Origin of the sequence: Mesorhizobium muleiense, from assembly GCF_900099905.1 — a bacterium.
GTDB lineage: Bacteria > Pseudomonadota > Alphaproteobacteria > Rhizobiales > Rhizobiaceae > Mesorhizobium > Mesorhizobium muleiense.
Map to the genome: position 1 here is coordinate 458049 of NZ_FNEE01000002.1, position 26868 is coordinate 484916.

Annotated in this window: 24 protein-coding genes; 6 read left to right on the plus strand and 18 right to left on the minus strand. The window is 62.4% G+C overall.

Annotated features, from left to right (window positions below):
- Window positions 1-47 precede the first annotated feature (47 nt).
- The 6 genes from BLT09_RS06210 to BLT09_RS06235 form a co-directional block, all read right to left on the minus strand.
- The gene (locus BLT09_RS06210) at window positions 48-875 is read right to left on the minus strand and encodes an inositol monophosphatase family protein (protein ID WP_091591404.1); all 828 of its coding nucleotides are present in this window, start codon (window positions 873-875) and stop codon (window positions 48-50) included.
- Complete coding sequence (gene ttcA / locus BLT09_RS06215) at window positions 865-1752, minus strand: tRNA 2-thiocytidine(32) synthetase TtcA (RefSeq protein ID WP_091591406.1); 888 nt, start codon at window positions 1750-1752, stop codon at window positions 865-867. Before ttcA ends, BLT09_RS06210 begins: the two co-directional genes overlap by 11 nt.
- Window positions 1753-1889: 137 nt before the next feature.
- Window positions 1890-2507, minus strand: a complete 618-nt coding sequence (gene rpsD / locus BLT09_RS06220; protein ID WP_023798277.1) for a 30S ribosomal protein S4 — start codon at window positions 2505-2507, stop codon at window positions 1890-1892.
- 361 nt (window positions 2508-2868) lie between these two features.
- The gene (locus tag BLT09_RS06225; protein WP_023717374.1) at window positions 2869-3057 is read right to left on the minus strand and encodes a DUF3008 family protein; all 189 of its coding nucleotides are present in this window, start codon (window positions 3055-3057) and stop codon (window positions 2869-2871) included.
- Window positions 3058-3119: 62 nt separating this feature from the next.
- The gene (murI, locus tag BLT09_RS06230) at window positions 3120-3932 is read right to left on the minus strand and encodes a glutamate racemase (protein WP_091591408.1); all 813 of its coding nucleotides are present in this window, start codon (window positions 3930-3932) and stop codon (window positions 3120-3122) included.
- 130 nt (window positions 3933-4062) lie between these two features.
- Window positions 4063-4911, minus strand: coding sequence for an RNA methyltransferase (locus BLT09_RS06235; RefSeq protein WP_091591824.1), 849 nt, complete (start codon window positions 4909-4911; stop codon window positions 4063-4065).
- Between the two features lie 217 nt (window positions 4912-5128).
- Between BLT09_RS06235 and BLT09_RS06240 the strand changes: the two genes are divergently transcribed.
- Together BLT09_RS06240 and BLT09_RS06245 are read left to right on the plus strand one after the other, a co-directional pair.
- Window positions 5129-6340 (plus strand): NADP-dependent isocitrate dehydrogenase, encoded by a 1212-nt coding sequence (locus BLT09_RS06240; protein ID WP_091591410.1) that lies wholly within the window; start codon window positions 5129-5131, stop codon window positions 6338-6340.
- A gap of 8 nt (window positions 6341-6348) precedes the next feature.
- Window positions 6349-6975, plus strand: a complete 627-nt coding sequence (locus BLT09_RS06245; protein WP_091591412.1) for a glutathione S-transferase family protein — start codon at window positions 6349-6351, stop codon at window positions 6973-6975.
- Between the two features lie 338 nt (window positions 6976-7313).
- On the opposite strand, the gene alaS is transcribed toward BLT09_RS06245, so the two are convergent.
- Together alaS and recA are read right to left on the minus strand one after the other, a co-directional pair.
- A complete protein-coding gene (gene alaS / locus BLT09_RS06250) occupies window positions 7314-9980 on the minus strand; it encodes an alanine--tRNA ligase (protein ID WP_091591414.1) in 2667 nt (888 codons plus the stop codon).
- 355 nt (window positions 9981-10335) lie between these two features.
- Window positions 10336-11433 (minus strand): recombinase RecA, encoded by a 1098-nt coding sequence (recA, locus tag BLT09_RS06255; RefSeq protein WP_023798282.1) that lies wholly within the window; start codon window positions 11431-11433, stop codon window positions 10336-10338.
- A 276-nt stretch (window positions 11434-11709) separates the two neighbouring features.
- Between recA and BLT09_RS06260 the strand changes: the two genes are divergently transcribed.
- Window positions 11710-12630 (plus strand): carbohydrate kinase family protein, encoded by a 921-nt coding sequence (locus BLT09_RS06260; RefSeq protein WP_091591415.1) that lies wholly within the window; start codon window positions 11710-11712, stop codon window positions 12628-12630.
- 171 nt (window positions 12631-12801) lie between these two features.
- Here BLT09_RS06260 and BLT09_RS06265 read toward each other — a convergent pair whose 3' ends face one another.
- Window positions 12802-13125 (minus strand): TfoX/Sxy family protein, encoded by a 324-nt coding sequence (locus tag BLT09_RS06265; protein ID WP_091591417.1) that lies wholly within the window; start codon window positions 13123-13125, stop codon window positions 12802-12804.
- Window positions 13126-13216: 91 nt separating this feature from the next.
- Between BLT09_RS06265 and BLT09_RS06270 the strand changes: the two genes are divergently transcribed.
- A complete protein-coding gene (locus tag BLT09_RS06270; protein ID WP_091591419.1) occupies window positions 13217-13714 on the plus strand; it encodes a GFA family protein in 498 nt (165 codons plus the stop codon).
- Between the two features lie 211 nt (window positions 13715-13925).
- Here BLT09_RS06270 and sufA read toward each other — a convergent pair whose 3' ends face one another.
- The 7 genes from sufA to BLT09_RS06305 form a co-directional block, all read right to left on the minus strand.
- Window positions 13926-14306 carry a Fe-S cluster assembly scaffold SufA gene (gene sufA, locus BLT09_RS06275; protein ID WP_091591421.1) on the minus strand — a complete coding sequence of 127 codons (381 nt, stop codon included), beginning with the start codon at window positions 14304-14306 and terminating at the stop codon, window positions 13926-13928.
- Window positions 14307-14395: 89 nt separating this feature from the next.
- Window positions 14396-14788 (minus strand): SUF system Fe-S cluster assembly protein, encoded by a 393-nt coding sequence (locus BLT09_RS06280; RefSeq protein WP_027154153.1) that lies wholly within the window; start codon window positions 14786-14788, stop codon window positions 14396-14398.
- Window positions 14789-14793: 5 nt separating this feature from the next.
- Window positions 14794-16035: a cysteine desulfurase gene (locus BLT09_RS06285; RefSeq protein WP_091591423.1), complete on the minus strand. Its 1242-nt coding sequence runs from the start codon at window positions 16033-16035 to the stop codon at window positions 14794-14796.
- 194 nt (window positions 16036-16229) lie between these two features.
- A complete protein-coding gene (gene sufD, locus BLT09_RS06290) occupies window positions 16230-17498 on the minus strand; it encodes a Fe-S cluster assembly protein SufD (RefSeq protein ID WP_091591826.1) in 1269 nt (422 codons plus the stop codon).
- A 43-nt stretch (window positions 17499-17541) separates the two neighbouring features.
- A complete protein-coding gene (gene sufC / locus BLT09_RS06295; RefSeq protein WP_091591425.1) occupies window positions 17542-18297 on the minus strand; it encodes a Fe-S cluster assembly ATPase SufC in 756 nt (251 codons plus the stop codon).
- Between the two features lie 30 nt (window positions 18298-18327).
- Window positions 18328-19845, minus strand: a complete 1518-nt coding sequence (sufB, locus tag BLT09_RS06300; RefSeq protein WP_023798290.1) for a Fe-S cluster assembly protein SufB — start codon at window positions 19843-19845, stop codon at window positions 18328-18330.
- A gap of 187 nt (window positions 19846-20032) precedes the next feature.
- Window positions 20033-21196: a cysteine desulfurase family protein gene (locus BLT09_RS06305; protein WP_091591828.1), complete on the minus strand. Its 1164-nt coding sequence runs from the start codon at window positions 21194-21196 to the stop codon at window positions 20033-20035.
- A gap of 258 nt (window positions 21197-21454) precedes the next feature.
- On the opposite strand from BLT09_RS06305, the gene BLT09_RS06310 reads away from it, so the two are divergent.
- Window positions 21455-22129: an alpha/beta hydrolase gene (locus BLT09_RS06310; protein WP_027154148.1), complete on the plus strand. Its 675-nt coding sequence runs from the start codon at window positions 21455-21457 to the stop codon at window positions 22127-22129.
- 205 nt (window positions 22130-22334) lie between these two features.
- Entirely contained in the window at window positions 22335-23588 is a 1254-nt protein-coding gene (tyrS, locus tag BLT09_RS06315) for a tyrosine--tRNA ligase (protein WP_091591427.1), read from the plus strand.
- Window positions 23589-23891: 303 nt separating this feature from the next.
- Here tyrS and groL read toward each other — a convergent pair whose 3' ends face one another.
- Together groL and hemA are read right to left on the minus strand one after the other, a co-directional pair.
- The gene (gene groL / locus BLT09_RS06320) at window positions 23892-25535 is read right to left on the minus strand and encodes a chaperonin GroEL (protein WP_091591429.1); all 1644 of its coding nucleotides are present in this window, start codon (window positions 25533-25535) and stop codon (window positions 23892-23894) included.
- Between the two features lie 54 nt (window positions 25536-25589).
- The gene (gene hemA / locus BLT09_RS06325) at window positions 25590-26846 is read right to left on the minus strand and encodes a 5-aminolevulinate synthase (protein ID WP_091591830.1); all 1257 of its coding nucleotides are present in this window, start codon (window positions 26844-26846) and stop codon (window positions 25590-25592) included.
- Window positions 26847-26868 lie beyond the last annotated feature (22 nt).

Sequence of the window (26868 nt, forward strand, 5' to 3'; positions counted from 1 at the left end):
AATCGGATCGGCCGGGCATGGCCCGAATCGGATCGATGCCAAACGGCCTATTCCGCCCACAGTTCCCGGCGCAGTTCGCGCCAGCTTGCTTCGTCCGGTGCGACAAGAAGGCCACCGCCGACATGCGAAGGCCGATAGGTGCTGCCGTCGAAACGCGCCGCGTAACCACCTGCCTCGGCATGGATCAGCACACCGGCCAGATGATCCCACGGCATCAGCTTGTTGTAGACGACGAAGTGGGCGTGGCCGCTCGCCAGCAGGCGGTATTCGTGAGCCGCGCAGCGATAGCCGAATTGCGACAAGCATTTCGTCTGGTTGCGCGCCAGCCGTGACCGTTCCGGCTCGGGCATGTATTGCCAGGAAACCGCGCCGGTCATTTGCGAGATCGGCGCAGGCTCGGCGACATGCACCTTCTCCAAAGTGCCATGCGCATGCCGTATGTGGCTGCCTGCACCCCTGGCGCCGATCAGCCAGTCCTTGCCGATGGGATCGTGAATGATGCCGGCGATGGTCTCGCCCTTCACCACGGCGCCGAGCATGACGCCGAACAGCGGCACGCCCGAGGCGAAATTGAAAGTGCCGTCGACCGGATCGATGACGAAGGCGAGATCGGCTTCGCCGAGGCCCTGGAGCAGCGCCGGGTCGTCGGAGCAGGCTTCCTCGCCGACGATCATCGCCTGCGGGTAGCGCTCACGCAGCCTGACGGTGATGAGCCGCTCGGCACTCACATCGGCCTCCGTCACCAGATCGGCTGCCGAGGTCTTCTGGCGGATGTCGCCCTCATCCAGCCGGCGAAAGCGCGGCATGATCTCGGCAATGGCAGCGTCGGACAGAAGCGTGGCGAGCCAGTCGATCGCGGTATCGTCAAATGTCATCGGGAATGTCTTGCCTTGCGCTCAGGGTTTCGTTGAGCGCGGCGAAATCGAACAGCTTTCTGTCGAGCAGATGCGAGGGCCGCACATTGGTCATGGCGTGGATCATCGTGTCCTTGCGGCCGGGCATACGCTTTTCCAGGTCGTCGAGCATCGCCTTCATCGCATTGCGCTGCAAGCCGTCCTGGCTGCCGCACAGATCGCACGGGATGATCGGGAACTTCATGGCGCCGGCGAATTTTTCGAGATCGGCCTCGGCGCAATAGGCAAGCGGCCGCAACACCATGACGTCGCCGTCGTCGTTGAGCAGTTTTGCCGGCATGGCGGCGAGGCGCCCGCCATGCAACAGGTTCATGAAAAAGGTCTCGAGAATGTCTTCGCGGTGGTGGCCAAGCACCAAAGCCGAGCAGCCCTCCTCGCGCGCGATGCGGTAGAGATGGCCGCGCCTGAGCCGCGAGCACAGCGAGCAATAGGTGCTGCCCTGGGGAAGCTTGTCGGTCACCACCGAATAGGTGTCCTGATATTCGATGCGATGCGCAATGGCGTATGTGTTAAGATAATCGGGCAGAATGTGCTTTGGAAAGTTCGGCTGGCCCTGGTCGAGATTGCAGGCCAGCAGGTCGACCGGCAGCAGCCCGCGCCATTTGAGGTCGAGCAGCAACGCAAGCAGGCCGTAGGAATCCTTGCCGCCGGACAGGGCGACCAGCCAGCGATCGCCGGGCCTGACCATCGAAAAATCGTCGATCGCCTGACGGGCGAGACGCAGCAGCCGCTTGCGCAGCTTGTTGAATTCGACGGAGGACGGCACATCGGCAAACAGCGGATGAAAGCCGCCTGCGGCGTCAGTGATCGGTTCGATTGTTTCTGGCAGCATGTTCATGGCGCGGCGGCCCCAAAAATCCTTGTTGCTGCCCGGAGTAGCGCATCGGCCCGCAAATCGAAATCGATTTTCGGAACCGCAAAGAAAAGGCCGCCTCGAGGGCGGCCTTCGATGATGTCGCAGATGAAAAAAATCGATCAGCGCGAATAGAATTCGACGACCAGGTTCGGTTCCATCTGCACGGCGAAGGGAACATCCGACAAGCCGGGGATGCGCCCGAAGGACGCCGTCATCTTGTTATGGTCGACCTCGATGTAATCAGGCACGTCGCGCTCAGCCAGGCCTACCGATTCCAGGACGATCACCAGCTGCTTCGACTTTTCGCGCACTTCGATGACATCGCCCGGCTTGCAGCGGTACGAGCCGATGTTGACGCGCTTGCCGTTGACATTGATGTGGCCGTGATTGACGAACTGGCGAGCGGCAAAAATGGTCGGCACGAACTTGGCGCGGTAGACGACCGCGTCGAGACGCGACTCGAGCAGGCCGATCAGGTTCTCCGAGGTGTCGCCCTTGCGGCGGTTCGCCTCTTCATAGACCTTGCGGAACTGCTTTTCCGACACGTCGCCGTAGTGACCCTTCAGCTTCTGCTTGGCACGCAGCTGCAGCCCGAAATCGGAAAGCTTGCCCTTGCGGCGCTGGCCGTGCTGGCCGGGACCGTATTCGCGCTTGTTGACCGGGGATTTTGGGCGGCCCCAGATGTTTTCGCCGAGACGGCGGTCGATCTTGTATTTCGCGGATTCGCGCTTGCTCATCGCATTCCCTTTCAAAAAGACACACCCGGCACCTCATGGTCCGGGTGAAGGAAACGCGCCCTCCTCTGGCCCCCGTTTTCGAGACCTGACAGGGTTCTCCCACGCAACGCGGCGGAAAACCCACGGGACACGTCATTCTAGACAAGACTCTGGGAAAAATAGAGCGGCTTCCCAAATGTCTTGCGCCCATAAAGAAACCACCGGACATTGCGGCCCGGTGTTGGTGGGCTGATTAGACGGAGATTCAACTGGTGTCAAGCTCGCCACTGGCGTCGGTGAATGGCATGCGCGGTTCCCCCGCGCGGACGTGCTGACCGCGGCTATCCAACTATGGGACCGGACCTCGGCTGCGGACGAGCGGCTAGTGTTTCGATTTCTTCTCCGGCAGGCCCTTGCGCTTGGTCTCGGCGAACTCCTCGAGCTGCTTTTCGCTCATCGATTTGTACATTCCCTTCGAAGCGCCTTTGAGCTCGCTCTTCTTGGTCTCGCCACGCTTGGCGGACAATGCCGCGCCGGCGGCTTTCTGCTGGGCTTTTGAAGTGGCTGGCATGATCGTTTCTCCCGTCTTGCGATGCGGGAAAAACGCACCGGTCGTGGTGATGTTCCCAGATATCAGGAAATCGCCAGTCCAAACCCCTGCATCAGGCGGCGAGTCGGGAAATCGACCCGCTTCGAGGTGAAGACAGCAAGGTCGGCGCCTTCCGGCAACGCCTCGCCGCGGTGGCTGGCCTCGGCATGCGCGAGCAGCGAGAGCGCCCGCCGTGCGATCGCCTCGGCGGGATCGAGCCAATCGACCGGCCAGGGTGCCGTCTTGCGCATGCGATTGGCCAGAAAGGGATAGTGGGTGCAGGCAAGCACGACGATGTCGGTCCGCAGTTCGTCATGTTCGATGAAGCACGGCGCGATCTCGGCACGCACCGCCTCTTCATCGACAAAGCCATCGCGCATATAGACTTCGGCCAGTCCCGCCAGACTATCGCTGCCAACCAGGCGGACATGGCATTTCTGCGCCCATTTGCCGATCAGGTCGCGGGTATACTGGCGTTTGACGGTGCCGGGCGTCGCCAGCACCGAAACCAGCCCGGAGCGCGTGCGTTCCGCCGCCGGCTTGATCGCCGGCACCGTGCCGACGAAAGGATGACCGGGAAATCTTTCGCGCAACGCATCGATGACCAGCGTCGAGGCGGTGTTGCAGGCGATGACCGAAATGGCCGGCGAAAAACGGTCGAGCAGCTTGCCGAACAGCTCCAGCACATGTGCCCTCAGTGCCGCTTCCTCCCAAGCCCCGTAAGGGAAGGCCGCGTCGTCGGCGACATAGACGAAGCGGCGGTCGGGCATCAGCACCCGCGCTTCGCGCAGCACCGTCAGGCCGCCGATGCCGGAATCGAACATCAGGATCGGGCGAGCGCTTGAAGGATCGGTCATTGTCATCGTCTACAGGAGAAGGCGGAGAAGGCTGCGGGCCCGCGGCGGGAAGATGGTCTAGGTCTGATCCATCATTTTTGGGATGATGGACCACAGCAAATAACATTCGGTTACGGCTAGAGCCTGTCTCTCAGGCCTGGTCCTTGTCTGTCGCCTTGGCGGCGCGGGCCGCTGCCGGAAGCCGCCTTGGATCATCGCCCGGCGATCCGTCGCCGCGCGGCATGGCCGGCGAAAACCTGTCCAGCGATGATATTATGCCGCGCAGCACCTTGAGCTCCGGCTCGGCGAAGCCGGCGCGCGTCAGCACCGCGCGCAGGTTGTCGACCATTTTCGGCTTCTTCGCCGCCGGGCGGAAATAGCCGCGCGCTTCGAGCGCGCCTTCCAGATAGGCGAACAGGCCGTGCAACTGTTCCTTGGTCGCCGGCATCATGTCGGGACTGGAAAAATTGGTTTTGGTCTCGTCTTCCAGGCCCGACTTCATCCACTCATAGGACATCAGCAAGGCGGCCTGGGCGATGTTGAGCGAGGAGAAGGCGGGATCGACCGGGAAGGTGACGATCTCGTCGGCGAGGCCGACCTCGTCATTGTAGAGCCCGAACCGCTCGCGGCCGAACAGAATGCCGGTGCGCTGTCCGGATCGCTGCCGCGCTCTCAGCGCCCTGCCCGCCTCGACCGGTCCGCGCACCGGCTTGAAATTGTCGCGCGCGCGCGCCGTGGTGGCGAAGACGAAGTTCAGGTCGGCGATCGCCGAGGCCAGATCGTCAAATACTCCAGCGGCATCGATGACGTGGTCGGCGCGGCTCGCGGCAGCGCGCGCCTTTTCGCTCGGCCAGCCGTCGCGCGGATTGACGAGGCGCAGTTCGGACAGACCGAAATTCGCCATGGCGCGCGCGACCATGCCGATATTCTCGCCGAGCTGCGGCTCGACCAGGATGATCGCCGGGCCGGTGGCAGGAAGGATGTCGTTGCTGGCTTGCATTGTCTCAATGAACTGCTGTTTGCGGCATTTCAGCGTCCCCTGCCATATCCGGCCGCGAAAATGAAGCTTTGGCAGGCAGCGCCCGATGCCAGGGGCGAGCCCGCTGGGGCGGATCGCCGTTTGCGCGGCCAAAAATGCTTTGATATACGGGCCGCATCCCCGGCCAAAGCCATGCGGGCAAGGCCGTTCCGATCCCCAACAATGAGGCATTCTTTCCATGGCGAAGATCAAGGTGGCGAACCCGGTCGTCGAACTCGACGGCGACGAGATGACCCGCATCATCTGGCAGTTCATCAAGGACAAGCTGATCCACCCCTATCTCGACCTCAAGCTTGAATATTACGACCTCAGCGTTGAGCACCGCGACGCCACCAACGACCAGGTGACCATCGATTCGGCCAATGCCATCAAGAAGCATGGCGTCGGCGTGAAATGCGCGACGATCACCCCCGACGAGCAGCGTGTCGAGGAATTCGGGCTGAAGAAGATGTGGAAGTCGCCGAACGGCACCATCCGCAACATCCTCGGCGGCACCATCTTTCGCGAGCCGATCATCATGAAGAACGTGCCGCGGCTGGTGCCCGGCTGGACCAAGCCGATCATCGTCGGCCGTCATGCCTTCGGCGACCAGTACCGCGCCACCGACTTCCGCTTCCCCGGCAAGGGCAAGCTGACGATCAAGTTCGTCGGCGAGGACGGCAAGGTGATCGAGCATGACGTGTTCGATGCGCCGGCCGCCGGCGTCGCCATGGCCATGTACAACCTCGACGACTCGATCCGCGAATTCGCCCGCGCCTCGCTCAATTACGGCCTGCTGCGCAACTACCCGGTCTACCTCTCGACCAAGAACACCATCCTCAAGGCCTATGACGGCCGCTTCAAGGACATTTTCCAGGAAGTCTACGAGGCAGAGTTCGAAGCCGAGTTCAAAGCCGAGAAGCTCTGGTACGAGCACCGGTTGATCGACGACATGGTTGCCTCCAGCCTGAAATGGTCGGGCGGCTATATCTGGGCCTGCAAGAACTATGATGGCGACGTGCAGTCGGACACGGTGGCGCAAGGTTTTGGGTCGCTCGGCCTGATGACCTCGGTGCTGATGACGCCGGACGGCAAGACGGTGGAGGCGGAGGCGGCGCACGGCACCGTCACCCGTCATTATCGGCAGCACCAGAAGGGCGAGGAAACCTCGACCAATTCGATCGCCTCGATCTTCGCCTGGACACGCGGCCTGGCGCACCGCGCCAAACTCGACGACAATGCCGAGCTGATGCGTTTTGCCGAGACGCTGGAAAAAGTCTGCATCCAGACCGTCGAAGCCGGCTTCATGACCAAGGACCTGTCGCTGCTGATCGGTCCCGACCAGCCATGGCTTTCGACCACCGGCTTCCTCGACAAGATCGACGAGAATCTGCAGAAGGCGATGGCCTGACCAGCGTTGTGAGCAGGCCCGTCGTCTACGGGGCGGACTACAGCGTCTATGTGCGCATCGTCCGCCTCGCACTCGAGGAAAAAGGCATCGGCTACGAACTTGTGCCGGTCGACATCTTCGCGGCGGACGGCATTCCGGGCTGGTATTTCGACCATCAGCCGTTCGGCCGCATCCCGGCCTTCGAGCATGACGGGTTTCGCCTCCACGAGACCAGCGCGATCGCCCGCTATGTCGACGAAGCGTTCGACGGCCCGGCGTTGCAATCGATCGAAGCCCGGCCTCGCGCACGTATGAACCAGATCATCGGCATGCTCGACGCCTATGCCTATCGAGCCATGGTCTGGGATGTCGCCGTCGAGCGGCTGGAGAAAACGGCGCCTGACGAGGCTTTGATCGCCAATGGGCTTCTGCAGGCGGCGACAGTGCTTCGCGCACTCACCTCACTGAAAGCCGCCGGGCCGTGGCTGCTGGGCGAGCAACTGACGCTGGCCGACCTGCATGCAGCACCCATCATCGGCTATTTCGTCAAGGTCACTGAGGGGCAAAACCTGCTGGCGGAGTTTGCCGATATTCGGGACTGGTGGGCTCGCATCGCCGGACGGGAGAGTTTTGCGAAGACCGAAAAGGCTGGGTGACAGCAGGGGCCCGTGCCTGCCCGCTGGTGCGGCGCTCCCCTTGTCCCCCTTGTGGGAGAAGGTGGCCTCGCGAAGCGAGGTCGGATGAGACACATCGCCCGGCGCCGGGCGCCATCGTAGATGAAAGGTGCGCGGGCCGCTTTCTCTGGTATATCGGGTTTAAAATCGAGCCCTTGGCCCAAGTCGCTATCCGATTGAAATGAAACAGAGTTTGAAGTTACTTTCATGGCAGGGGTGTTCCAGCTTGGCACCAACAGCACTCCGGCCAGCACCCCTCATCCGTCTTGGCGCTGCGCGCCAATCCACCTTCTCCCACAAGGGGAGAAGTCAAGACCCGATCAGGCCGCCTCCAGGGCCGCTTTCACCGCAGCGATCGCGTCTTCGGCCCTTGAGGCGTCCGGGCCGCCGGCCTGGGCCATGTCAGGCCGACCGCCGCCGCCCTGCCCGCCCAATGCCGCGGACGCCACACGCACCAGATCGACAGCGCTGAAGCGGCCGGTCAGGTCGTCGGTGACGCCGACCACGACGCTGGCCTTGTTGTCCTCGCCGGCGCCGACGAAGACGACGACGCCGGAGCCGAGCGACTTCTTGCCGGCATCGGCCAATGGCTTCAAATCCTTCGGCGCGACGCCCGATACCGCCTTGCCGAGGAAACCGACACCGGCAATGGTCTCGTTCTCGGCAGGCACGCCGGCTGGCGAGCGGTCGCCCAGCGCCAGTTTCTTGCGCGCTTCGGTCAGTTCTTTCTCGAGCTTCTTGCGCTCGTCGAGCAGCGCCTCGACGCGCGCCGGCACGTCGGCCGGCGAAATCTTCAGCGCCGCCGCAGTGGCCTTCAACCGTTTGTCCTGCTCGTCGAGATGCTTTCTGGCCGCCTCTCCGGTCAGCGCCTCGATGCGGCGCACGCCGGCAGCGACTGCACTGTCCGACACGATGCGCACCAGACCGATGTCGCCGGTCGCCCTGACATGCGTGCCGCCGCATAGCTCGACCGAATAAGGCCGGTTGGCCCTGGCGCCATGCAAGCCCGTGCCCATCGAAACGACGCGCACCTCGTCGCCATACTTTTCGCCGAACAGCGCCATGGCGCCTTCGGCGATGGCATCGTCAACCGACATCAGCCGCGTGGTGACCGGACTGTTCTGAACGACGATCTCGTTCGCCATCCGCTCGACCTCTTCGATCTCGTCAGGCGAGATCGGCTTGTTGTGCGAAATGTCGAAGCGCAGACGCTCGGGCGCGACCAGTGAGCCCTTCTGCGCGACATGGGTGCCTAGCACCTCGCGCAGCGCTTCGTGGATCAGATGCGTCGCGGAATGGTTCGCGCGCAGCCTGGAGCGGCGCGCATGGTCGACCTTCAGTTCGACGGTCGCGCCCGTGTCGACCGTGCCGTCGGCCACCTTGCCGAGATGCACGAAAAGCCCGTCGGCCTTCTTCTGCGTATCGGAGATCTCGATTGAGAACCCTTCGCCTGAAATGACGCCGGTATCGCCCACCTGGCCGCCGGATTCGCCATAGAACGGCGTCTGGTTGACGACTACGGCAACCGCCTCGCCGTTGGCGGCGCTGTCGACGATCTTGCCGTCCCTGACCAGCGCCTGGATAAGGCCTTCCGCCTGCTCGGTCTCGTAGCCGAGGAACTCGGTGGCGCCATGCTTCTCGCGCACCGGGAACCACACTGTTTCGGTCGCCGCCTCGCCGGAACCAGCCCAGCTCTTGCGCGCCTCGGCCTTCTGCTGCTCCATCGCATTGGTGAAGCCGGCAAGATCGACCGAGATGTTGCGCTGACGCAGCGCGTCCTGCGTCAGATCGAGCGGAAAGCCATAGGTGTCGTAGAGCTTGAAGGCGGTCTCGCCATCCAGCATGTCGCCGGCACCCAGCTTTTCCGTCGCTTCCGAAAGCAGGCCCAAGCCGCGCACCAGCGTCTTGCGGAAACGGGTTTCTTCAAGCTTCAGCGTCTCGGTGATCATCTGTTCGCCGCGCACCAGTTCCGGATAGGCCTGGCCCATCTCGCGCACCAGCGCCGGCACCAGCTGCCACATCAGCGGATCACCGGCGCCCAAAAGCTGCGCGTGGCGCATGGCGCGGCGCATGATGCGACGCAGCACGTAGCCGCGGCCCTCATTGGACGGCAGCACGCCGTCGGCCACCAGAAAGCAGGACGAACGCAAATGGTCGGCGATGACGCGGAACGATCCGACGGTGTCGGCATCCGGACCGCGGCCGAGTGCGGATGACGCGGCCTCGATCAGGTGACGGAACAGGTCGGTCTCGAAGACGCTCTCGACCCCTTGCAGAATGGAGGCCATGCGCTCCAGGCCCATGCCGGTGTCGATCGACGGGCGCGGCAGGTCGATGCGCTCATCCTTCGTCACCTGTTCATACTGCATGAACACCAGGTTCCAGAATTCGAGGAAACGGTCGCCATCCTCCTCGGGGCTGCCGGGAGGGCCGCCCCAGATGTGCTCGCCACGGTCGATGAAGATCTCCGAGCACGGACCGCAAGGTCCGGTGTCGCCCATCGCCCAGAAATTGTCCGACGTCGGAATGCGGATGATGCGATCGTCGGAAAAGCCGGCGATCTTCTTCCAGTAGCCGGCAGCCTCGTCGTCGGTGTGATAGACCGTGACCAGCAGCTTGTCCTTCTTCAGCCCGAACTCCCTGGTGATCAGGTTCCAGGCAAGCTCGATGGCGCGCTCCTTGAAATAGTCGCCGAACGAGAAATTACCGAGCATCTCGAAGAAGGTCAGGTGGCGCGCGGTGTAGCCGACATTGTCGAGGTCGTTGTGCTTGCCGCCGGCGCGAACACTCTTCTGAGCCGTCGTGGCACGCGAATAGGGTCGCTTTTCCAGGCCGGTGAAAACGTTCTTGAACTGCACCATGCCGGCATTGGTGAACATCAGTGTCGGGTCGTTGCGCGGCACCAGCGGGCTCGACGCGACGACCTCGTGACCCTCCTTGCGGAAATAGTCGAGGAATGTCGACCGGATCTCGTTCACGCCACTCATGAATACTGCCTTTTAGCTTTTAGAGAGAGCCGCCGGCGCGGCCGACGGCAAATGGACATGGCCTTTTAGCCGCCGCGTTGCACCCTGTCCAGAAACACGGAATTGGGCCAATTTGCGGGGCTTGCCGGTCATCTCGTTGCCGGCCTGCCGGTCATCTCGTTGCCGGCTTGCCGGTCATCTCGTTGCCGGCCTCCCGGTCATCTCGTTGCCGGCTTGCCGGTCATCTCGGCACCACCGCTGAAACGCAAACCGCCGGCGCTAGGCCGGCGGTTCGAACGCAACAATACAGGACTCGATTACACAGGCTGGAGCTGATGCGCGGGAATCATGGCCAAACTCCGGCCACTGCCGAAGCCTACATGGCGCCGGCTTCGTCCTCGAAACCATCGTCTCCGCCTTCGGAACCACCATTCTCGAGGAACTTTTCCGCAATCAGCCCGGCATTCTGCCGTAGTGCCAATTCGATTTCGCGCGCCGTATCGGGATTGTCGCGCAGGAACAGTTTTGCATTCTCGCGGCCCTGGCCGAGACGCTGCGAATTGTAGGAGAACCAGGCGCCCGACTTTTCGACCACGCCAGCCTTGACGCCGAGGTCAACCAGCTCGCCGGTCTTGGACACGCCCTCGCCATACATGATATCGAACTCGACCACCTTGAAGGGCGGCGCCAGCTTGTTCTTGACCACCTTGACGCGGGTCTGGTTGCCGACGACCTCGTCGCGGTCCTTGACCGAGCCGATGCGGCGAATGTCGAGGCGCACCGAAGCGTAGAATTTCAGCGCGTTGCCGCCGGTCGTGGTCTCGGGCGAACCGAACATGACGCCGATCTTCATGCGGATCTGGTTGATGAAGATGACCATGGTGTTGGAGCGCGAGATCGAGGCGGTCAGCTTGCGCAGCGCCTGGCTCATCAGGCGGGCCTGCAGGCCGGGCAGCGAATCGCCCATCTCGCCTTCGATTTCGGCGCGCGGCGTCAGCGCCGCGACCGAATCGACCACCAGCACGTCGATGGCGCCGGAACGCACCAGCGTGTCGCAGATCTCCAGCGCCTGCTCGCCGGTATCGGGCTGCGAGATCAAGAGGTTTTCGAGGTCGACGCCGAGCTTGCGGGCATAGACCGGGTCGAGCGCGTGCTCGGCATCGACGAAGGCGCAGATGCCGCCCTTCTTCTGGGCCTCCGCCACAGTGTGCAGCGCCAGCGTCGTCTTGCCCGAGCTTTCCGGCCCGTAGATCTCGATGATGCGGCCGCGCGGCAGGCCGCCGACGCCGAGCGCGATGTCGAGGCCAAGCGAACCGGTCGGCACCGTTTCGATCTCGACGACCTGCTCGTTTGCGCCGAGCCGCATGATCGAGCCCTTGCCGAAGGCACGCTCGATTTGCGACAGCGCCGCATCCAGAGCCTTTGATTTGTCCACCGTTTTGTCCTCTACAAGCCGCAAAGAATTCTGAGCCATGATACATCACCCCTTGGTCGTCAATGAAGGCCGGACAATCCGTAATCCCTATCAATTTGTACCTTTTTTGTTCTCGATTGGCAAGGGGATACAACCGATTGAAAAACCAACAATATCCGGATTTGTTCTTTTTTTGTTTCGTGTTTTCACCCAGGATGCATCCCGGCTTCACCCGCAGGATTCTGCTAGGCATCTTCCGAATCGCGCCTCCGGTTGCCGGGTTCGGCCGGACAACCTAGTCTCCACCCGGCAGCAGCAAAGGTCATCTCACTGGGCATGATGAAGTCGCCGACGATCCTGGCAGTAGGCGGCGCCTATATCGAGCGGCGCGGCCAGGTTTCGGGCGCCTTCGTGCCGGCGGCGTCGAACCCCGGCACGATGCGCGAGGAAGTCGGCGGCGCCGTCTTCAATGCGCTGCGCTGCGCCGTGCGCCGCGGCGTCTCCGGCTCGCTGCTTTCGGTACGGGGCGGCGATGTTCTGGCCGATACGCTTTCACGCGCCATTGCTGCAGCCGGCATTGCCGATCTTTCCGTGGTGTTCCTCGATCGCACGACGCCGAGCAACACAGTGCTGATCGACGGCGACGGCGCGCTGATCGCCGGCCTCGCCGACATGGCGCTCTACGACCTGGCGCTTGCCAAGCAGATCCGCCGTGCCAAGGTGCGCGAGGCAATCAGCACCGCTGATGCAGTCCTTTGCGACGCAAACCTGCCGTCGGCGGCGCTCGAGCGGCTGGTAGCGCTTGCAGCCGACAAGCCCGTGTTTGCACTTGCCGTTTCGCCCAGCAAGGCGGCGCGGCTGACGCTGGTGCTTGAGTTTCTGGCGATGGCCTTCATGAACCGGCACGAGGCCGGCGCGCTTACCGGCGCCGACGTCGATGCCGACGAGCGTGGCATTATCGACGGCCTAAGACGCGCCGGCCTGAAAAGCGGCGTGGTCACCGCTGGTGACGGTCCGGTGCTGGGTTTCGACGCGGCCGGCGCCTTCTCGATCCTGCCACCGAAAAAAGTCACGGTCGGCGCCGCCGATGCGCTGGCGGGCGCGACGATGGCCGCCCTGCTGCGCGGCCTAACGCTGGGCGCAGCGCTGCGCGAAGGCGTTGCCGCAGCAATGCTCGCCGTCGAGAGCGCCGCCTTCACGAGCGCTATCTTTGCCGAGGCGCTGGCATTCGTGCCCGAGGCGCGCGACCTGGCATGAAATCCTGGATGTTGGCGCCGCCCCTCAACCCCCTGCCGGGACCTTCTCCCCGTGAAGGACGGGGAGAAGGGGCTTGGCCGCGACGCCGGCGACCCCTCTCCCCGTCCTTCACGGGGAGGGGCGGCGCCAACCTGGAGCGATTGTCTTTAGCTGAGTGGCTAGCGGACACACCTATTTGCCGGCACGCAGCCCCGCCTCATAGGCCAGGCGTGCCCAGACCGCCATCTCATCCGGATCGTCGAAGGCGCTGTCGGGAACGCTCCAATACGGCATCGACACCAGCTTGCCGTGCCGCGACCCCGTATAGGTCCATTGCCGGCAGCCGGCCGCCTCGAATTCGGGCGCGCTTTCCGCATCGGCTTTCAGCATCAATTCGTCACGAATGACGATGGCGACGATCACGCCGTCGAAATAGATGCCCTTGCCGCCGAACATCTTGCGAATGCTGACCGGTCCGAGGCCTTCGAAAAGTTCGGCAATGCGTTCATTGTCCATGCCGCGATCATGTCACCCGGATTTCCCCTTGTCATCGCCGCAGCCGGCACCATCCTGACAAGTTGAAAGCCAATTTCGCCGGAGTTTTTTCATGCCGCTTCTGCTCAAAGGGTCCTGCCGGTGCAATGCTGTCCGCTTCGAGGTGGAAAGCCACACGCCGGTGCCGTTCATGCTGTGCTACTGCTCGATCTGCCGCAAGCAGCAGGGCGGCGGTGGCTTTGCCATCAATCTCGGTGCCGATTTCGAGACGCTGAAAATCAAGGGCAAGCGCCATCTTGGCGTCTACCAGGCCGAGATCGAGGACGACGAGCATCCGCAATGCGAGATCTCGTCAGGCGAGCGGAATTTCTGCAAAAAATGTGGTTCGGCACTGTGGCTCTATGACCGGACCTGGCCGGAACTGGTCCACCCCTTCGCCTCGGCGATCGACACAGACCTGCCGAAACCGCCTGAAAAGGTGCACCTCATGCTGAAATACAAGGCGAACTGGGTCGAGCCCGAAATCGGCAAGGACGACAAGGTCTTCGACGTCTATCCCGAGGAATCGATCGCAGACTGGCACAAACGAACGGGAATGTGGGTGGATTAGCATTTCTTCGCCCCGTTTACGGCAGGGCAATCGCACGTGGGTAAGTGCCCCTCACCCGGATTGCCAACCGAATTGCGAAGGGCAATTCGGGGCAATCCGACCTCTCCCCGAGGGGAGAGGAGGTCGCCAGCGGTGATGCCAACCTCTTCTCCCCGGCGGGGAGAAGGTGGCCCGAAGGGCCGAATGAGGGGGACACGAGGAGAAGGGAAGATCAGGCCGATGCGCGCGCCTCGGCCAAGGCCTTCAGATCGGCCGGCTTGAGCTCCACCGATTCGCCGCAGCCGCAGGCCGAGCTCTGGTTCGGGTTGCGGAAGGTGAAGCCAGTGCGCAGCGTCGTCTGCTCGAAATCCATCTCGGTGCCGAACAGGAAAAGCGCTGCCTCAGGCGCGACATAGACATGGGCGCCGTCGCGCTCGATATGATCGTCCTTGGTGTTGGGCTCGGTCACCAGGTCGACCGTATATTCCATGCCGGCGCAGCCGCCCTTCTTGATGCCAAGGCGAATGCCATGCGCATTCTCACGGGTCGCGACGATCTCGCGAACCCGATCGGAAGCCTTTTCGGTCATCGTGATGACGGCGAAGCGTCCCATTCTTTTTCTCCGCGTTCGCGCAGGTTCAAGGCCTGCGGAATGAGTCTTCACCTAAAATGGTGAAGTTTTCTGCCTGGCGCAAGTGCGCCTCAATACCAGCCCACCGCGACCTGCGCCTCTTCCGACATGCGGTCGGGCGACCAGGGCGGATCGAAGGTCATGTTGACCTCGACGCCGGAAACGCCTTCGACGGCGCCGACGGCATTTTCCACCCAGCCCGGCATTTCGCCGGCCACCGGGCAGCCCGGCGCGGTCAGGGTCATGTCGATCTTGACCGAGCGGTCGTCCTCGATGTCGATCTTGTAGATCAGGCCGAGCTCATAGATGTCGGCCGGGATTTCCGGGTCGTAGACCGTCTTCAGCGCCGAAACGATGTCGTCGGTCAGCCGTGCCAGTTCGTCGGCGGGAATGGCTGAGGCGGAAACCACCTCATTGGTTACCGTTTCCGACGTGGTCTCAGCGGTGTGGCCTGCATCATCCATGATCGTCATCCGAAGAACTTTCGCGCTTTTTCGAGCGCATCGGCCAAAGCGTCGACTTCGGCTCTGGTGTTATACATGCCGAACGATGCCCTGCATGTGGAGGTTACGCCAAAACGTTTCAACAGCGGCTGGGCGCAATGGGTGCCGGCACGGACGGCGACGCCTTGCCTGTCGATCACCATCGACACGTCGTGGGCATGAATGCCTTGCAGTTCGAAGGAGATGATGGCGCCCTTGTCAGGCGCATCGCCGAAGATGCGCAGCGAATTGATGGCGCGCAGCCGCTGATGGGCATAATCCCTGAGATCGGCCTCGTGGGCGGCGATGCGCTCGCGGCCGATCTTTTCCATATATTCGAGCGCCGCACCCAGCCCGATCGCCTGGACGATCGGCGGCGTGCCTGCCTCGAAACGGTGCGGCGGATCGTTGTAGGTGACGATGTCTTGCGTCACCTCCTCGATCATCTCGCCGCCGCCCATGAACGGGCGCATGCGCTCCAGCATGTCCTTCTTGCCATAGAGCACGCCGATGCCCGAGGGCCCATAAACCTTGTGGCCGGTGAAGACGAAGAAATCGCAGTCGAGGTCCTGCACGTCAATCGGCATGTGCACGGCGCTCTGGCTGCCGTCGACCAGCACCGGAATGCCGCGCGCATGCGCGATGCGGACGATCTCCTTGATCGGCGTCACCGTGCCCAGCGCATTCGACATGTGCGTGATGGCGACCAGTTTTGTGCGGTCGGTCAGCCGTTTCTCGAACTCCTCGATGTGGAAGATGCCGAGATCGTCGACCGGCACCCAGACCAGCTTCGCGCCCTGCCGCTCGCGGATGAAATGCCACGGCACGATGTTGGAATGGTGTTCCATGATCGACAGGACTATTTCATCGCCCTCGCCGATATTGGGCATGCCATAACCATAGGCAACGGTGTTGATCGCCGCGGTCGTGTTCGACGTGAAGACGATGTTGTCGGTGCTTGGCGCGTTGAGGAATCTTTGCACTATCTTGCGCGCGTTCTCAAAGGCGTCGGTCGAGGCATTCGACAGGAAATGCAGCCCGCGATGGACATTGGCATATTCCTGGGCGTAGGCGTGCTGGATGGCGTCGAGCACGGCCTGCGGCTTCTGCGCCGAGGCGCCATTGTCGAGATAGACCAGCGGTTTGCCGTAGACTTGCCGCGACAGGATCGGAAAGTCGCGGCGGATCGCCTCGACGTCGTAGGGAATGTTTTCGACTTTCTGGTCCATTTCGAAGTCCTTGCCGCTCTACGCCGCGTTCGTTCCAACACCCCTCATCCGTCTTGGCGCTACGCGCCAATCCACCTTCTCCCACAAGGGGAGAAGGAGAGGCGCTCTTCCTTCTCCCCTTGTGGGAGAAGGTGGCCGAGCGGAGCTCGGTCGGATGAGGGGTGTTGGCCGAAGCGCCCAACCCTCACCCACTGTCACCCGTGCGCCGCGAACCAGCCGTCGAGCCTCGTTTCCAGCGCCTCGACGATCGCCTCGTCGTCGAGTTCCTCGATCACCTCGGCGACGAACGCCTTGACCAGCAGGCCACGAGCGGCCTTCTCGTCGATGCCGCGCGCCATCAGGTAGAACAAGTGGCTATGATCGATCTCGGTGACGGTGGCGCCGTGGCCGCAAACGACGTCGTCGGCGAAGATTTCGAGCTCAGGCTTGGTCGAGAACTCGCCGTCATCCGACAGAAGCAGCGTGTTGCAGGCCATCTTGGCGTTGGTCTTCTGCGCGTATTGGTGGACGTTGATGCGCCCCTGGAAGACGCCGCGCGCTCTTCCCGTCACCACGTTGCGGATCACTTCCGTCGAAGCCGTATGCGGCACCGCATGGTCGAGCACCATGGTCACGTCGGTATGAGTGTCACCGGCCAGCAGGTTGATGCCGCGCAGCGTGAAATCGGCGCCTTCGCCGGTCGTCCTGACCACGATCTCCTGGCGCACCAGCTTGCCGCCGGCGTTCATCACGAACAGCGTCAGCTTCGCATTCTTGCCGAGATGCGCCTTGAACTGGGCAAGATGCGTCGCCGTATCCGGCTGCTCCTGCACGATCAGCCACATCACCTCGGCGCCCTCGTCAAGCAGAAGCTGGCTGACCGAGCTGACCAGTGCGGCGCCCTCGCCCGCCTGGCGCTCGACGATCACGGCCTTGGCGCCAACGCCGACGCGGACGCTGAGGCGGACATGCGTCTGGCCGCCGGCCTGCAGGTTCTGCAGTTCGATCGGCTTGTCCAGTTCGGTACCGTCGGCGATGTCGACAAAATAGCCGTCGGCCACGAAAGCCATATTGAGCGCGCCGATAGCATCGTCGGCGCCATAGAGGTCGAGGCCCGGTGCGATGCTGCCGTCGGTCAGCTTCTCCGACAGGCGCTGCACGGCGATGCCCTCGATTTCAGGCATTTTCGCACTCGACACGCCGTTGAGCACCGGCAGGACAGCGGATCCTTCGACGACAGGCGCAATGGCTTTTGGGGCGGCTGCGGTATCGAAATCCGGAACCGAAGTCAATAGGCGGCGCAGGTCGGTGTAGTGCCAGGATTCGATGCGCCGCGTCGGCAGGCCGCTCTTGATCGCCTCGATGGCGTCGTCGCGCTTCAGCATCACCGTGCCGTCGCCGGGCAGCAACGACAGCCGGTCGCTGAAGGCGTCGATCAGCGCCGTTTCGGCCGGCGTTCGCTGGGGTGTCGTATGTATATTCATCGGTCTCGCCTTGTTTGGCTTGCCTTCTTGGCCTTCTGGCATCTCACGCAGCTTGGCCGATCACGCCGGCATAGCCATTGGCCTCGAGGTCGAGCGCCAGCGACTTGTCGCCCGACTTGACCACCTGGCCTCTGTACAGCACGTGCACACTATCCGGCACGATGTACTGAAGCAGGCGCTGGTAGTGGGTGATGATGACGATGGCGCGGTCCGGCGCGCGCAACGCATTGACGCCTTCCGAAACGATCTTCAGCGCATCGATGTCGAGGCCGGAATCGGTCTCGTCGAGCACGCACAGCTTTGGCTCCAGAAGCTTCATCTGCAGGATCTCGGCGCGCTTCTTCTCGCCGCCGGAAAAGCCGACATTGAGCGGCCGCTTCAGCATCGCCATGTCCATGTCGAGCAAGGCGGCGGCATCCTTCACGCGCTTCAGGAATTCCGGGATCTTTAGCGGCTCCTCGCCGCGGGCCTTGCGCTGCTCGTTCATCGCCACTTTCAGGAATTCCATCGTCGCCACACCGGGTATCTCCATCGGATACTGGAAGGCGAGAAAAATGCCTGATGTGGCGCGCTCGGCCGGGTCCATTTCGAGGATCGACCGGCCGTTGTAGAGAATGTCGCCTTCGGTCACCTCATAATCCTCGCGCCCGGCGAGGATGTAGGACAGCGTCGATTTTCCCGAGCCGTTCGGCCCCATGATGGCGGCGACCTCGCCGGCTTTCACCGTCAGGTTCAGGCCGCGGATGATCTCGGTGCCGTCATCGACGATGCGAGCATGCAAATTTCTGATTTCAAGCATTTTTTCTTTTCCTGAAAATTTTCGGTCCGGTCAGCCGACCGAGCCCTCGAGGCTGATCCCAATCAGCTTCTGCGCCTCGACCGCGAATTCCATCGGCAGTTGCTGGATGACGTCCTTGACGAAGCCGTTGACGATCAGCGCGATCGCCTCTTCTTCGGGAATGCCGCGCTGCATGACGTAGAATTTCTGGTCCTCGGAAATCTTCGACGTCGTCGCCTCATGCTCGAACTGCGCCGTTGCGTTCTTGGCTTCCATGTAGGGCACGGTGTGGGCGCCGCACTGGTCGCCGATCAGCAGCGAGTCGCAGTTGGTGAAGTTGCGGGCGTTGGTCGCCTTGCGGTGCGCCGAGACCTGGCCGCGATAGGTGTTCTGCGAGAAGCCGGCGGCGATGCCCTTGGAGATGATGCGGCTCGACGTGTTCTTGCCGAGATGGATCATCTTGGTGCCGCTGTCGACCTGCTGGTAGCCGTTCGACACGGCGATCGAATAGAACTCGCCGCTGGAATCGTCGCCGCGCAGGATGCAGCTCGGATATTTCCAGGTGATCGCCGAGCCGGTCTCGACCTGCGTCCATGAAATCTTCGAACGGTGGCCGCGGCAGTCGCCGCGCTTGGTGACGAAATTGTAGATGCCGCCCTTGCCTTCGGCGTCGCCGGGGTACCAGTTCTGCACCGTCGAGTATTTGATCTCGGCATCGTCGAGCGCGATCAGTTCGACAACCGCAGCGTGAAGCTGGTTCTCGTCGCGCTGCGGCGCCGTGCAGCCTTCGAGATAGGAGACATAGGCCCCTTCCTCGGCGATGATCAGCGTGCGCTCGAACTGGCCGGTGTTCTTCTCGTTCATGCGGAAATAGGTCGACAGTTCCATCGGGCAGCGCACGCCCTTGGGCACGAAGACGAAAGAACCGTCGGTGAACACCGCCGAATTCAGCGTGGCGTAGAAATTGTCCGAGGTCGGCACGACCGAGCCGAGATACTTCTTCACCAGATCCGGGTGCTCGCGGATGGCTTCCGAGATCGAGCAGAAGATGACGCCGGCCTGCGCCAGCTCCTTCTTGAAGGTGGTGACGACGGACACGGAATCGAACACGGCGTCGACGGCGACGCGGCCCGACTTGTAGACATTGTCGCTGGCTTCCTCGAGTTCCGACGCGTCGGTCTTCTGCACACCGGCGAGGATCTCCTGTTCCCTTAGCGGGATGCCGAGCTTTTCATAGACCCTCAACAGTTCGGGGTCGACGTCGCTCAGCGATGTCGGTCCTGGCGTGCTCTTGGGCGCCGCATAATAGTAGAGGTCCTGGAAATCGATCTTCGGATAATGGACGCGCGCCCATTTCGGCTCGTCCAGCGTCACCCAGCGCCGATAGGCTTCCAGACGCCATTCCAGCATCCAGGACGGCTCGTCCTTCTTCGCCGAAATGAAGCGGATAATGTCTTCACTCAGGCCCTTTGGGGCCTTGTCCATCGCGATTTCGGTCTGGAATCCGTATTTGTATTGGTCGACGTCGATCTTTCGAACCCGATCGATCGTGTCCTGCACAGCAGGCATCAGCGTTCTCCATCCACGCCGGGGTCAAGGCCCGGCAGTTTTCAAACTATGGCACCGCGAAACCAGTACCCGCGAGGCACCCGAGGCGGCGTAAGTTCCATATAGTGCGTCCCTGCCGGGAATTCACCCGGCCACCATGAAACGCACGGCTCTACCAGGCCAAAAAGCCTGCGTTTGTTTGCCGCGCTCAGGCGGCCTCTTCCCTGCCTGCGCGGCGTGAGGCAATGCCTGCCAGCGCAGTGCGGAACAGTTCGATGTCCTGCGCGCTCGTTGCGTGGCCGATGGACACGCGCAAAGCGCCAAGGCTGTCATTGTATCCCATGGCTTTCAGCACATGGCTCGGGCCGACCTTGCCCGACGAACAGGCGGAACCGGCAGACAGCGCCACGCCGGCGAGGTCGAAGGCGATCTGCGCCGTCTCGGCCTTGATGCCCGCAATAGCGAAGAATGTCGTATTGGCAAGCCTCGGCGCGCCGGTTCCGAAGATTTCCGCATCCGGCACCAGCGTTTTCACGATGGCCTCGATCTCGTCGCGGCGGCTGCCGACGTCGTCGATGCGCTTCAATCCGATCAGGGCTTCGCGCGCCGCTGCGCCAAAACCGGCGATCGCGGCCAGGTTTTCAGTGCCGCCGCGATGACCCTTTTCCTGGCCACCGCCTGATATCAAGGGCCTGGGCATCATCAGTTCAGCGGCGGCGATAATGGCGCCAACGCCCTTGGGACCGCCGATCTTGTGCGAAGACAGAATCAAGTAATCGGCATAACCCGCTGACATATCGAGCGGAATGCGACCGGCAGCCTGCACGGCGTCGACGACCAGGATGCCGCCCGCCGCCTTGACGATTTCGGCGATGCGCCCGACCGGCTGGATGACGCCGGTCTCGTTGTTGGCGGCATGGATCGCCACCAGCGGCAGGCCGTCCGCCTTGTCATGACGGCCAAGTGCCGCCGCCAGCGCGTCCAGCCTGACAATGCCGTCGGCATCGACGCCGATGCGTGTTACCCGGGCTGCCGGAAAGCGCCCGCCATTCAGCACACAAGGATGATCGGCTTCGCAGACATAGAGCCGGCTCATGCGGACAGTGCCGCGCCCCATCTGCCAATCCGGCGTCAGCAGCGTCGAGGCGGCTTCCGTCGCACCGGAGGTGAACACGACATGCTCGGCGCCGGCGTTGACCAGCAGCGCCACATCGCGCCTTGCATTCTCGATCAGCCGCCGTGCGGCACGACCTTCGGCATGGACCGACGACGGGTTGGCGGCAGTATCGAGCGCGGCAATCATTGCCGTGCGCGCCGCGGCAAGCAGCGGCGCGCTGGCATTGTAGTCGAGATAGGCGCGTCTTCCGGCCATTTTCGTTTCGATCGGTCCCTTCAAGAGCCATTCCGCGAGGATAGCGCGTTATTTCCTTGAAATTGCAAGGCAAGCCGTCCTATTTACGCGACTTGCGGCGTGGATGGCCGAACCACGACGTTTTGGCCACCCAGTTTTGAACAATTCTAAACTAGCTTCTAAGAAGACGCTCGCCCTGCGTCAAGGCCTGCGGAAGACTGGGGCCAGAGGAAGAGTTGTTCCAAGCGCCGCGCATTCTTATGCCATGTGGAGTATTTTATGCCTGAGGTCATTTTCACCGGTCCGGCCGGCCGCCTGGAGGGTCGCTACCAGCCTTCCAAGGAAAAGAGCGCGCCGATCGCCATCATCCTGCATCCGCACCCACAGTTCGGCGGCACGATGAACAACAAGATCGTCTACGACCTCTTCTACATGTTCCAGAAGCGGGATTTCACCACGCTGCGCTTCAATTTCCGCGGCATCGGCCGCAGCCAGGGCGAATTCGACCACGGCACCGGCGAATTGTCGGATGCGGCCGCGGCACTTGACTGGGTGCAGTCGCTGCATCCGGATTCCAAGAGCTGCTGGGTCGCCGGCTATTCGTTCGGCTCGTGGATCGGCATGCAGCTTCTGATGCGCCGGCCGGAGATCGAAGGCTTCATCTCGATCGCGCCGCAGCCCAACACCTATGATTTCTCGTTCCTGGCGCCCTGCCCGTCGTCCGGCCTCATCATCCATGGCGACGCCGACAAGGTCGCGCCGCCAAAGGACGTGCAGGGGCTGGTCGACAAGCTGCACACGCAAAAGGGTATCACCATCACCCAGAAGACCTTGCCCGGCGCCAACCATTTCTTCTCCAACGATGCGGACCTCTTGCTCCAGGAATGCGCGGACTATCTCGATCGCCGTCTGGCAGGCGAGTTGTCCGACCCGCGGCCGAAACGGTTGAGATAGGCCGAACAGCGAAGATATCTCCGGCATCCCGCGTCGGGCTCTGTCGCAGGATATGGCATTCGATTCGAAGCCGTGCCGCGCCGTTACAGCGGTCAGGTGGCAAAACCGGATTCCCCTTTTGCTGACCGCGCTTGGATGCTAAACGCCCGCGTTCACGCATGCCACGCCCGATCCGCTTCGGTCGGGCGCTTTCGGGAAAGAAAAAATGTCCGCCTTCAAATCCGATTTCCTGCGCGTAATGAGCGAGCGTGGTTTCATCCACCAGATTTCGGATGATGCCGGCCTCGACCAGCTTTTCGCCAGGGAAACGGTGACCGCCTATGTCGGCTACGATGCCACCGCGACCAGCCTGCATATCGGCAATCTGATATCCGCGACCATGCTCTACTGGCTGCAGGAGACCGGCCACAGGCCGATCGCACTGATGGGCGGCGGCACTTCGATGATCGGCGATCCTTCCTTCCGCGACGACCAGCGCAAGCTTTTGACGCCTGAGGCCATCGCCACCAACATCGAGGGCATCAAGCGCATCTTCGGCCGCATCCTGCGTTTCGGCGACGGTCCAAACGACTCGATCATGGTCAACAATGCCGACTGGCTGATGAAGCTCAACTATGTCGAGTTCCTGCGCGATGTCGGCCGGCATTTTTCGGTCAACCGCATGCTGACCTTCGACAGCGTCAAGCTGAGGCTCGAGCGCGAGCAATCGCTCTCCTTCCTCGAATTCAACTACATGATCCTGCAGGGCTATGATTTCGTCGAGCTCAGCCGGCGCTATGGCTGCCGCCTGCAGATGGGCGGATCGGACCAGTGGGGCAATATCATCAACGGCGTCGATCTCGGACACCGCATGGGCACGCCGCAGCTTTATGCCCTGACCACACCGCTGCTGACGACGTCGTCAGGCGCCAAGATGGGCAAATCGGCCAAGGGCGCGGTCTGGCTGAACGGCGACCTCTACTCGCCCTATGATTTCTGGCAGTACTGGCGCAACACCGAGGACGCCGACGTCACGCGCTTCCTCAAGATTTTCACCCGCCTGCCGCTCAGCGAGATCGCGCGGCTCGCCGCGCTTGGCGGCTCAGAGATCAACGAGGCCAAGAAGGTCCTGGCCACGGAAACGACGGCCATCGTGCACGGCCGCGAAGCGGCCGAGCAAGCCGAGGAAACCGCGCGCAAGACGTTTGAAGAAGGCGCGCTGGCCGAAACGCTGCCGACCGTCGAGGTCGGCAAGGCCGATCTGGAAAGCGGCGTCGGCATATTGTCGCTGTTCGTTGCCGCCGGGCTTGCCGCGTCCAACGGCGAGGCGCGGCGACACATCCAGGGCGGCGCGGTGCGCCTCAACGACCAGTCCGTGTCCGACGATCGCCGGTTGGTGACACTTGAGGATCTAGGTCCGGAACAGGTCGTTAAGCTGTCGCTCGGCAAGAAAAAACACGTTCTGGTGCGGCCGGTCTGACCGGCGCTTGATCGATCAAGATGGAATCGGGATGGGGCTTCATTAGTCCTTTCCCGAAACCGGTTTCACATCTTGCTGCGCTGACCTTCGGTTCGGGATCACGGCCCAGGTAAAACCTAATCAGGTAGGTACTGAGAAGGGCCGAGATGGGTGAATATTGCCATTCGTCTCATCTATCGGAGCGAGCAGGTAGCCCCATAAGCCGACACCTTGGATACCGTGATCCTCGACGACTTGTCTCACCTCGATAGCGGACGAGATCATTGTTGACGGCGGCGATCCCGGATTACGACCGCGAAGCGGTCAGAAATCCAAATCCATATCGTGATGATGATGCTCGTGACCGGGAAGCTCCGGCGGCGGCGGGCCAGGCACTTCGGCCACCATCGCCTCCGTCATGATGAGGAGGCCTGCCACCGAGGCTGCGCCCTGGAGCGCCGTTCGCACCACCTTGGCCGGGTCGATGATGCCCTTTGACACCAGATCCGCGTACACGCCCGATTGGGCATCGTAGCCATAGGCGTTGTCGTCGTTTTCGAGGATCCCGGCGATGACGACCGAGCCTTCCAGGCCGGCATTGATCGCGATTTGCCGAGCCGGCCAGGTGATCGCCTTCCTGACGATCGCGATGCCGACCTGCTGGTCCTCGTTGCTGCCCTTGAGCTTCTTGAGCGCCCTGCCGGCGCGCAGTAAGGCGACCCCACCGCCGGGGAGAATGCCCTCTGCAACCGCGGCTCTTGTCGCGTTCATCGCGTCATCGATGCGATCCTTCTTCTCCCTGACCTCGACTTCGGTTGCACCGCCGACCCGGATAACGGCGACGCCACCGGCGAGCCTGGCCAGCCGCTCCTGGAGGTTCTCGCGGTCGAAATCGGAGGTGGTTTCAGCAAGCTCGAGCTTGATCTCGGCGATGCGGGCCTCGATGCTTTCCCGCTCGCCGGCGCCGCCGACGATCGTGGTGTTTGCCTTGTCGATCATCACCTTCTTGGTGCGCCCGAGCATATCGAGGGAAGCATGTTCGAGCTTGATGCCCAAATCCTCGGAGATCACCGTTCCGCCGGTCATCAGCGCGAGATCCTGCAGCATCGCCTTGCGGCGGTTTCCGTAGGCCGGCGCCTTCACGGCTGCAACCTTGAGAGCGCCGCGCAACTTGTTGACCACCAGCGCCGCCATCACCTCACTCTCGACATCCTCGGCGATGATGAGCAGCGGCTTGCCGGCCTGCACCACCTTCTCCAGCAGCGGCAGTATTTCGTTCAGACTGGACAGTTTCTTCTCGCTGACGAGGACATAGGCATCCTGCATCTCGACCCGCATCTTTGCGCGATTGGTGATGAAATGGGGCGAGATATAGCCGCGGTCGAACTGCATGCCCTCGACGAATTCGAGTTCGGTTTCGAGCGACGTCCCGTCCTCGACAGTGATCACGCCGTCATTGCCGACCCTCTTCATGGCGTCGGCGAGGCAGCGGCCGATCTCCCTGTCGCCGTTGGCCGAGATGGTCCCGACTTGCGCAATCTCGACGTTCGAGGTGACCTTCGTGGCGTTGTTTTTGAGTTCCGCGACGACGGCTTCGACCGCGAGATCGATGCCGCGTTTCAGGTCCATGGGATTCATGCCGGCGGCCACCGCCTTGGCGCCCTCCCGGGCGATCGCATGCGCGAGCACGACGGCGGTGGTCGTGCCGTCGCCGGCCTGATGGGAGGTTTTTGTTGCTATCTCGCGCACCATCTGGGCGCCCATGTTCTCGAACTTGTTGTCGAGTTCGATTTCCCTGGCGACGGTCACGCCGTCCTTCGTGACCCTTGGCGCGCCGTGCTCCCTGCCGATCGCGACGTTGCGCCCCCGCGGGCCAAGCGTGACGCTCACCGCATTCGCCAGGATGTCAATGCCGCGCAGCATTCTGTCGCGAGCTTCGAACGAGAACATGATTTCCTTGGCAGTCATTTCCTTGATCCTTAAGACCAAATCTTCGGGAACGGCGACGCCTCATTCGGCCGCTCAGGCGAGATTGTCCCGTGGCAGCCCGAGCCGATTCCAGACATCGAACAAAGCTGCCGCGAGCCGATCAATCATGATGTCCTCATGACAGGGTGTCGGCGTGATGCGCAGCCGCTCAGTTCCCTTCGCCACAGTCGGATAATTGATCGGCTGGATATAGATGTCGTGATCGCTCAGCAGCAGGTCGCTCGCCGCTTTGCAATGCGCCGGATCGCCGACTGCCACCGGAACGATATGGGTGTCGCTCAGGATGACCGGCAGCGCAGCGGCACCCAGCGCCGCCTTGACCCGCCGGACGCGATCCTGCTGGCGCTTGCGCTCCCAGTGCGAGGTTTTCAGATGCCGGATCGCCGCTGTGGCCGCGGCGCAGATCGCCGGCGGCAACGCGGTGGTGAAGATGAAACCCGGAGCATAGGAACGAACCGCATCGATCAGCACAGCACTTCCCGTGATATAGCCGCCGAGGCAGCCGAAGGCCTTGGCGAGCGTGCCTTCGATCACATCGATCCGGTTCATGGCGCCGTCGCGCGCGGCGATGCCGGCGCCGCGAGGGCCGTACATGCCCACAGCATGGACCTCGTCGAGATAGGTCATTGCGCCGTAACGATCGGCGATTTCGCAAATGCGATTGATTGGCGCGACGTCGCCGTCCATCGAATAGAGACTTTCGAAGACGATGAGTTTTGGCCGATCCGGACCCGCTGCCTTCAACAATTCCTCGAGATGATCGACGTCGTTGTGGCGGAAGATGCTCTTCTGCGTACCGGACTGACGGATACCTTCGATCATCGAATTGTGGTTGAGCGCATCGGACAGGATCAGACAACCGGGGATCAGCTTGGCGATGGTCGAGATGCCAGTCTGGTTCGAAACATAGCCGGACGTAAAGACCAGTGCCGCCTCCTTGCCGTGGAGATCGGCAAGCTCGCTCTCGAGCTCTAGGAGCGGATGGCTGGTGCCGGAGATATTGCGCGTCCCGCCGGCCCCCGTTCCCAGGCGGGTAGCAGTCTCCACCATGGCGGCGACCACTTTTGGGTGTTGTCCCATCCCGAGATAGTCGTTGGAGCACCAGATCACGACGTCCTTCGGTCCATGCGGGGAATGCCACACGGCATTGGGAAAGCGTCCGGCGACGCGCTCAAGGTCCGCGAACACACGGTAGCGCCGTTCCTCCTGCAGACGCGCGATCGCATCTGCAAAGAAACCGTCATAACTCGTATTGCCTGGCACCAAGATACGGCCTTGCCCATCGGCCATATCGCCCGCATCTCCGGTCATC

What these genes read in the sequence shown, in the direction of transcription:
- BLT09_RS06210 (WP_091591404.1), bottom strand. Translation starts at nt 875, where the DNA reads ATGACATTTGACGATACCGCGATCGACTGGCTCGCCACGCTTCTGTCC.
- ttcA (WP_091591406.1), bottom strand. Translation starts at nt 1,752, where the DNA reads ATGAACATGCTGCCAGAAACAATCGAACCGATCACTGACGCCGCAGGC.
- rpsD (WP_023798277.1), bottom strand. Translation starts at nt 2,507, where the DNA reads ATGAGCAAGCGCGAATCCGCGAAATACAAGATCGACCGCCGTCTCGGC.
- BLT09_RS06225 (WP_023717374.1), bottom strand. Translation starts at nt 3,057, where the DNA reads ATGCCAGCCACTTCAAAAGCCCAGCAGAAAGCCGCCGGCGCGGCATTG.
- murI (WP_091591408.1), bottom strand. Translation starts at nt 3,932, where the DNA reads ATGACCGATCCTTCAAGCGCTCGCCCGATCCTGATGTTCGATTCCGGC.
- BLT09_RS06235 (WP_091591824.1), bottom strand. Translation starts at nt 4,911, where the DNA reads ATGCAAGCCAGCAACGACATCCTTCCTGCCACCGGCCCGGCGATCATC.
- BLT09_RS06240 (WP_091591410.1), top strand. Translation starts at nt 5,129, where the DNA reads ATGGCGAAGATCAAGGTGGCGAACCCGGTCGTCGAACTCGACGGCGAC.
- alaS (WP_091591414.1), bottom strand. Translation starts at nt 9,980, where the DNA reads ATGAGTGGCGTGAACGAGATCCGGTCGACATTCCTCGACTATTTCCGC.
- recA (WP_023798282.1), bottom strand. Translation starts at nt 11,433, where the DNA reads ATGGCTCAGAATTCTTTGCGGCTTGTAGAGGACAAAACGGTGGACAAA.
- BLT09_RS06260 (WP_091591415.1), top strand. Translation starts at nt 11,710, where the DNA reads ATGATGAAGTCGCCGACGATCCTGGCAGTAGGCGGCGCCTATATCGAG.
- BLT09_RS06265 (WP_091591417.1), bottom strand. Translation starts at nt 13,125, where the DNA reads ATGGACAATGAACGCATTGCCGAACTTTTCGAAGGCCTCGGACCGGTC.
- BLT09_RS06270 (WP_091591419.1), top strand. Translation starts at nt 13,217, where the DNA reads ATGCCGCTTCTGCTCAAAGGGTCCTGCCGGTGCAATGCTGTCCGCTTC.
- sufA (WP_091591421.1), bottom strand. Translation starts at nt 14,306, where the DNA reads ATGGGACGCTTCGCCGTCATCACGATGACCGAAAAGGCTTCCGATCGG.
- BLT09_RS06280 (WP_027154153.1), bottom strand. Translation starts at nt 14,788, where the DNA reads ATGGATGATGCAGGCCACACCGCTGAGACCACGTCGGAAACGGTAACC.
- BLT09_RS06285 (WP_091591423.1), bottom strand. Translation starts at nt 16,035, where the DNA reads ATGGACCAGAAAGTCGAAAACATTCCCTACGACGTCGAGGCGATCCGC.
- sufD (WP_091591826.1), bottom strand. Translation starts at nt 17,498, where the DNA reads ATGAATATACATACGACACCCCAGCGAACGCCGGCCGAAACGGCGCTG.
- sufC (WP_091591425.1), bottom strand. Translation starts at nt 18,297, where the DNA reads ATGCTTGAAATCAGAAATTTGCATGCTCGCATCGTCGATGACGGCACC.
- sufB (WP_023798290.1), bottom strand. Translation starts at nt 19,845, where the DNA reads ATGCCTGCTGTGCAGGACACGATCGATCGGGTTCGAAAGATCGACGTC.
- BLT09_RS06305 (WP_091591828.1), bottom strand. Translation starts at nt 21,196, where the DNA reads ATGGCCGGAAGACGCGCCTATCTCGACTACAATGCCAGCGCGCCGCTG.
- BLT09_RS06310 (WP_027154148.1), top strand. Translation starts at nt 21,455, where the DNA reads ATGCCTGAGGTCATTTTCACCGGTCCGGCCGGCCGCCTGGAGGGTCGC.
- tyrS (WP_091591427.1), top strand. Translation starts at nt 22,335, where the DNA reads ATGTCCGCCTTCAAATCCGATTTCCTGCGCGTAATGAGCGAGCGTGGT.
- groL (WP_091591429.1), bottom strand. Translation starts at nt 25,535, where the DNA reads ATGACTGCCAAGGAAATCATGTTCTCGTTCGAAGCTCGCGACAGAATG.
- hemA (WP_091591830.1), bottom strand. Translation starts at nt 26,846, where the DNA reads ATGGCCGATGGGCAAGGCCGTATCTTGGTGCCAGGCAATACGAGTTAT.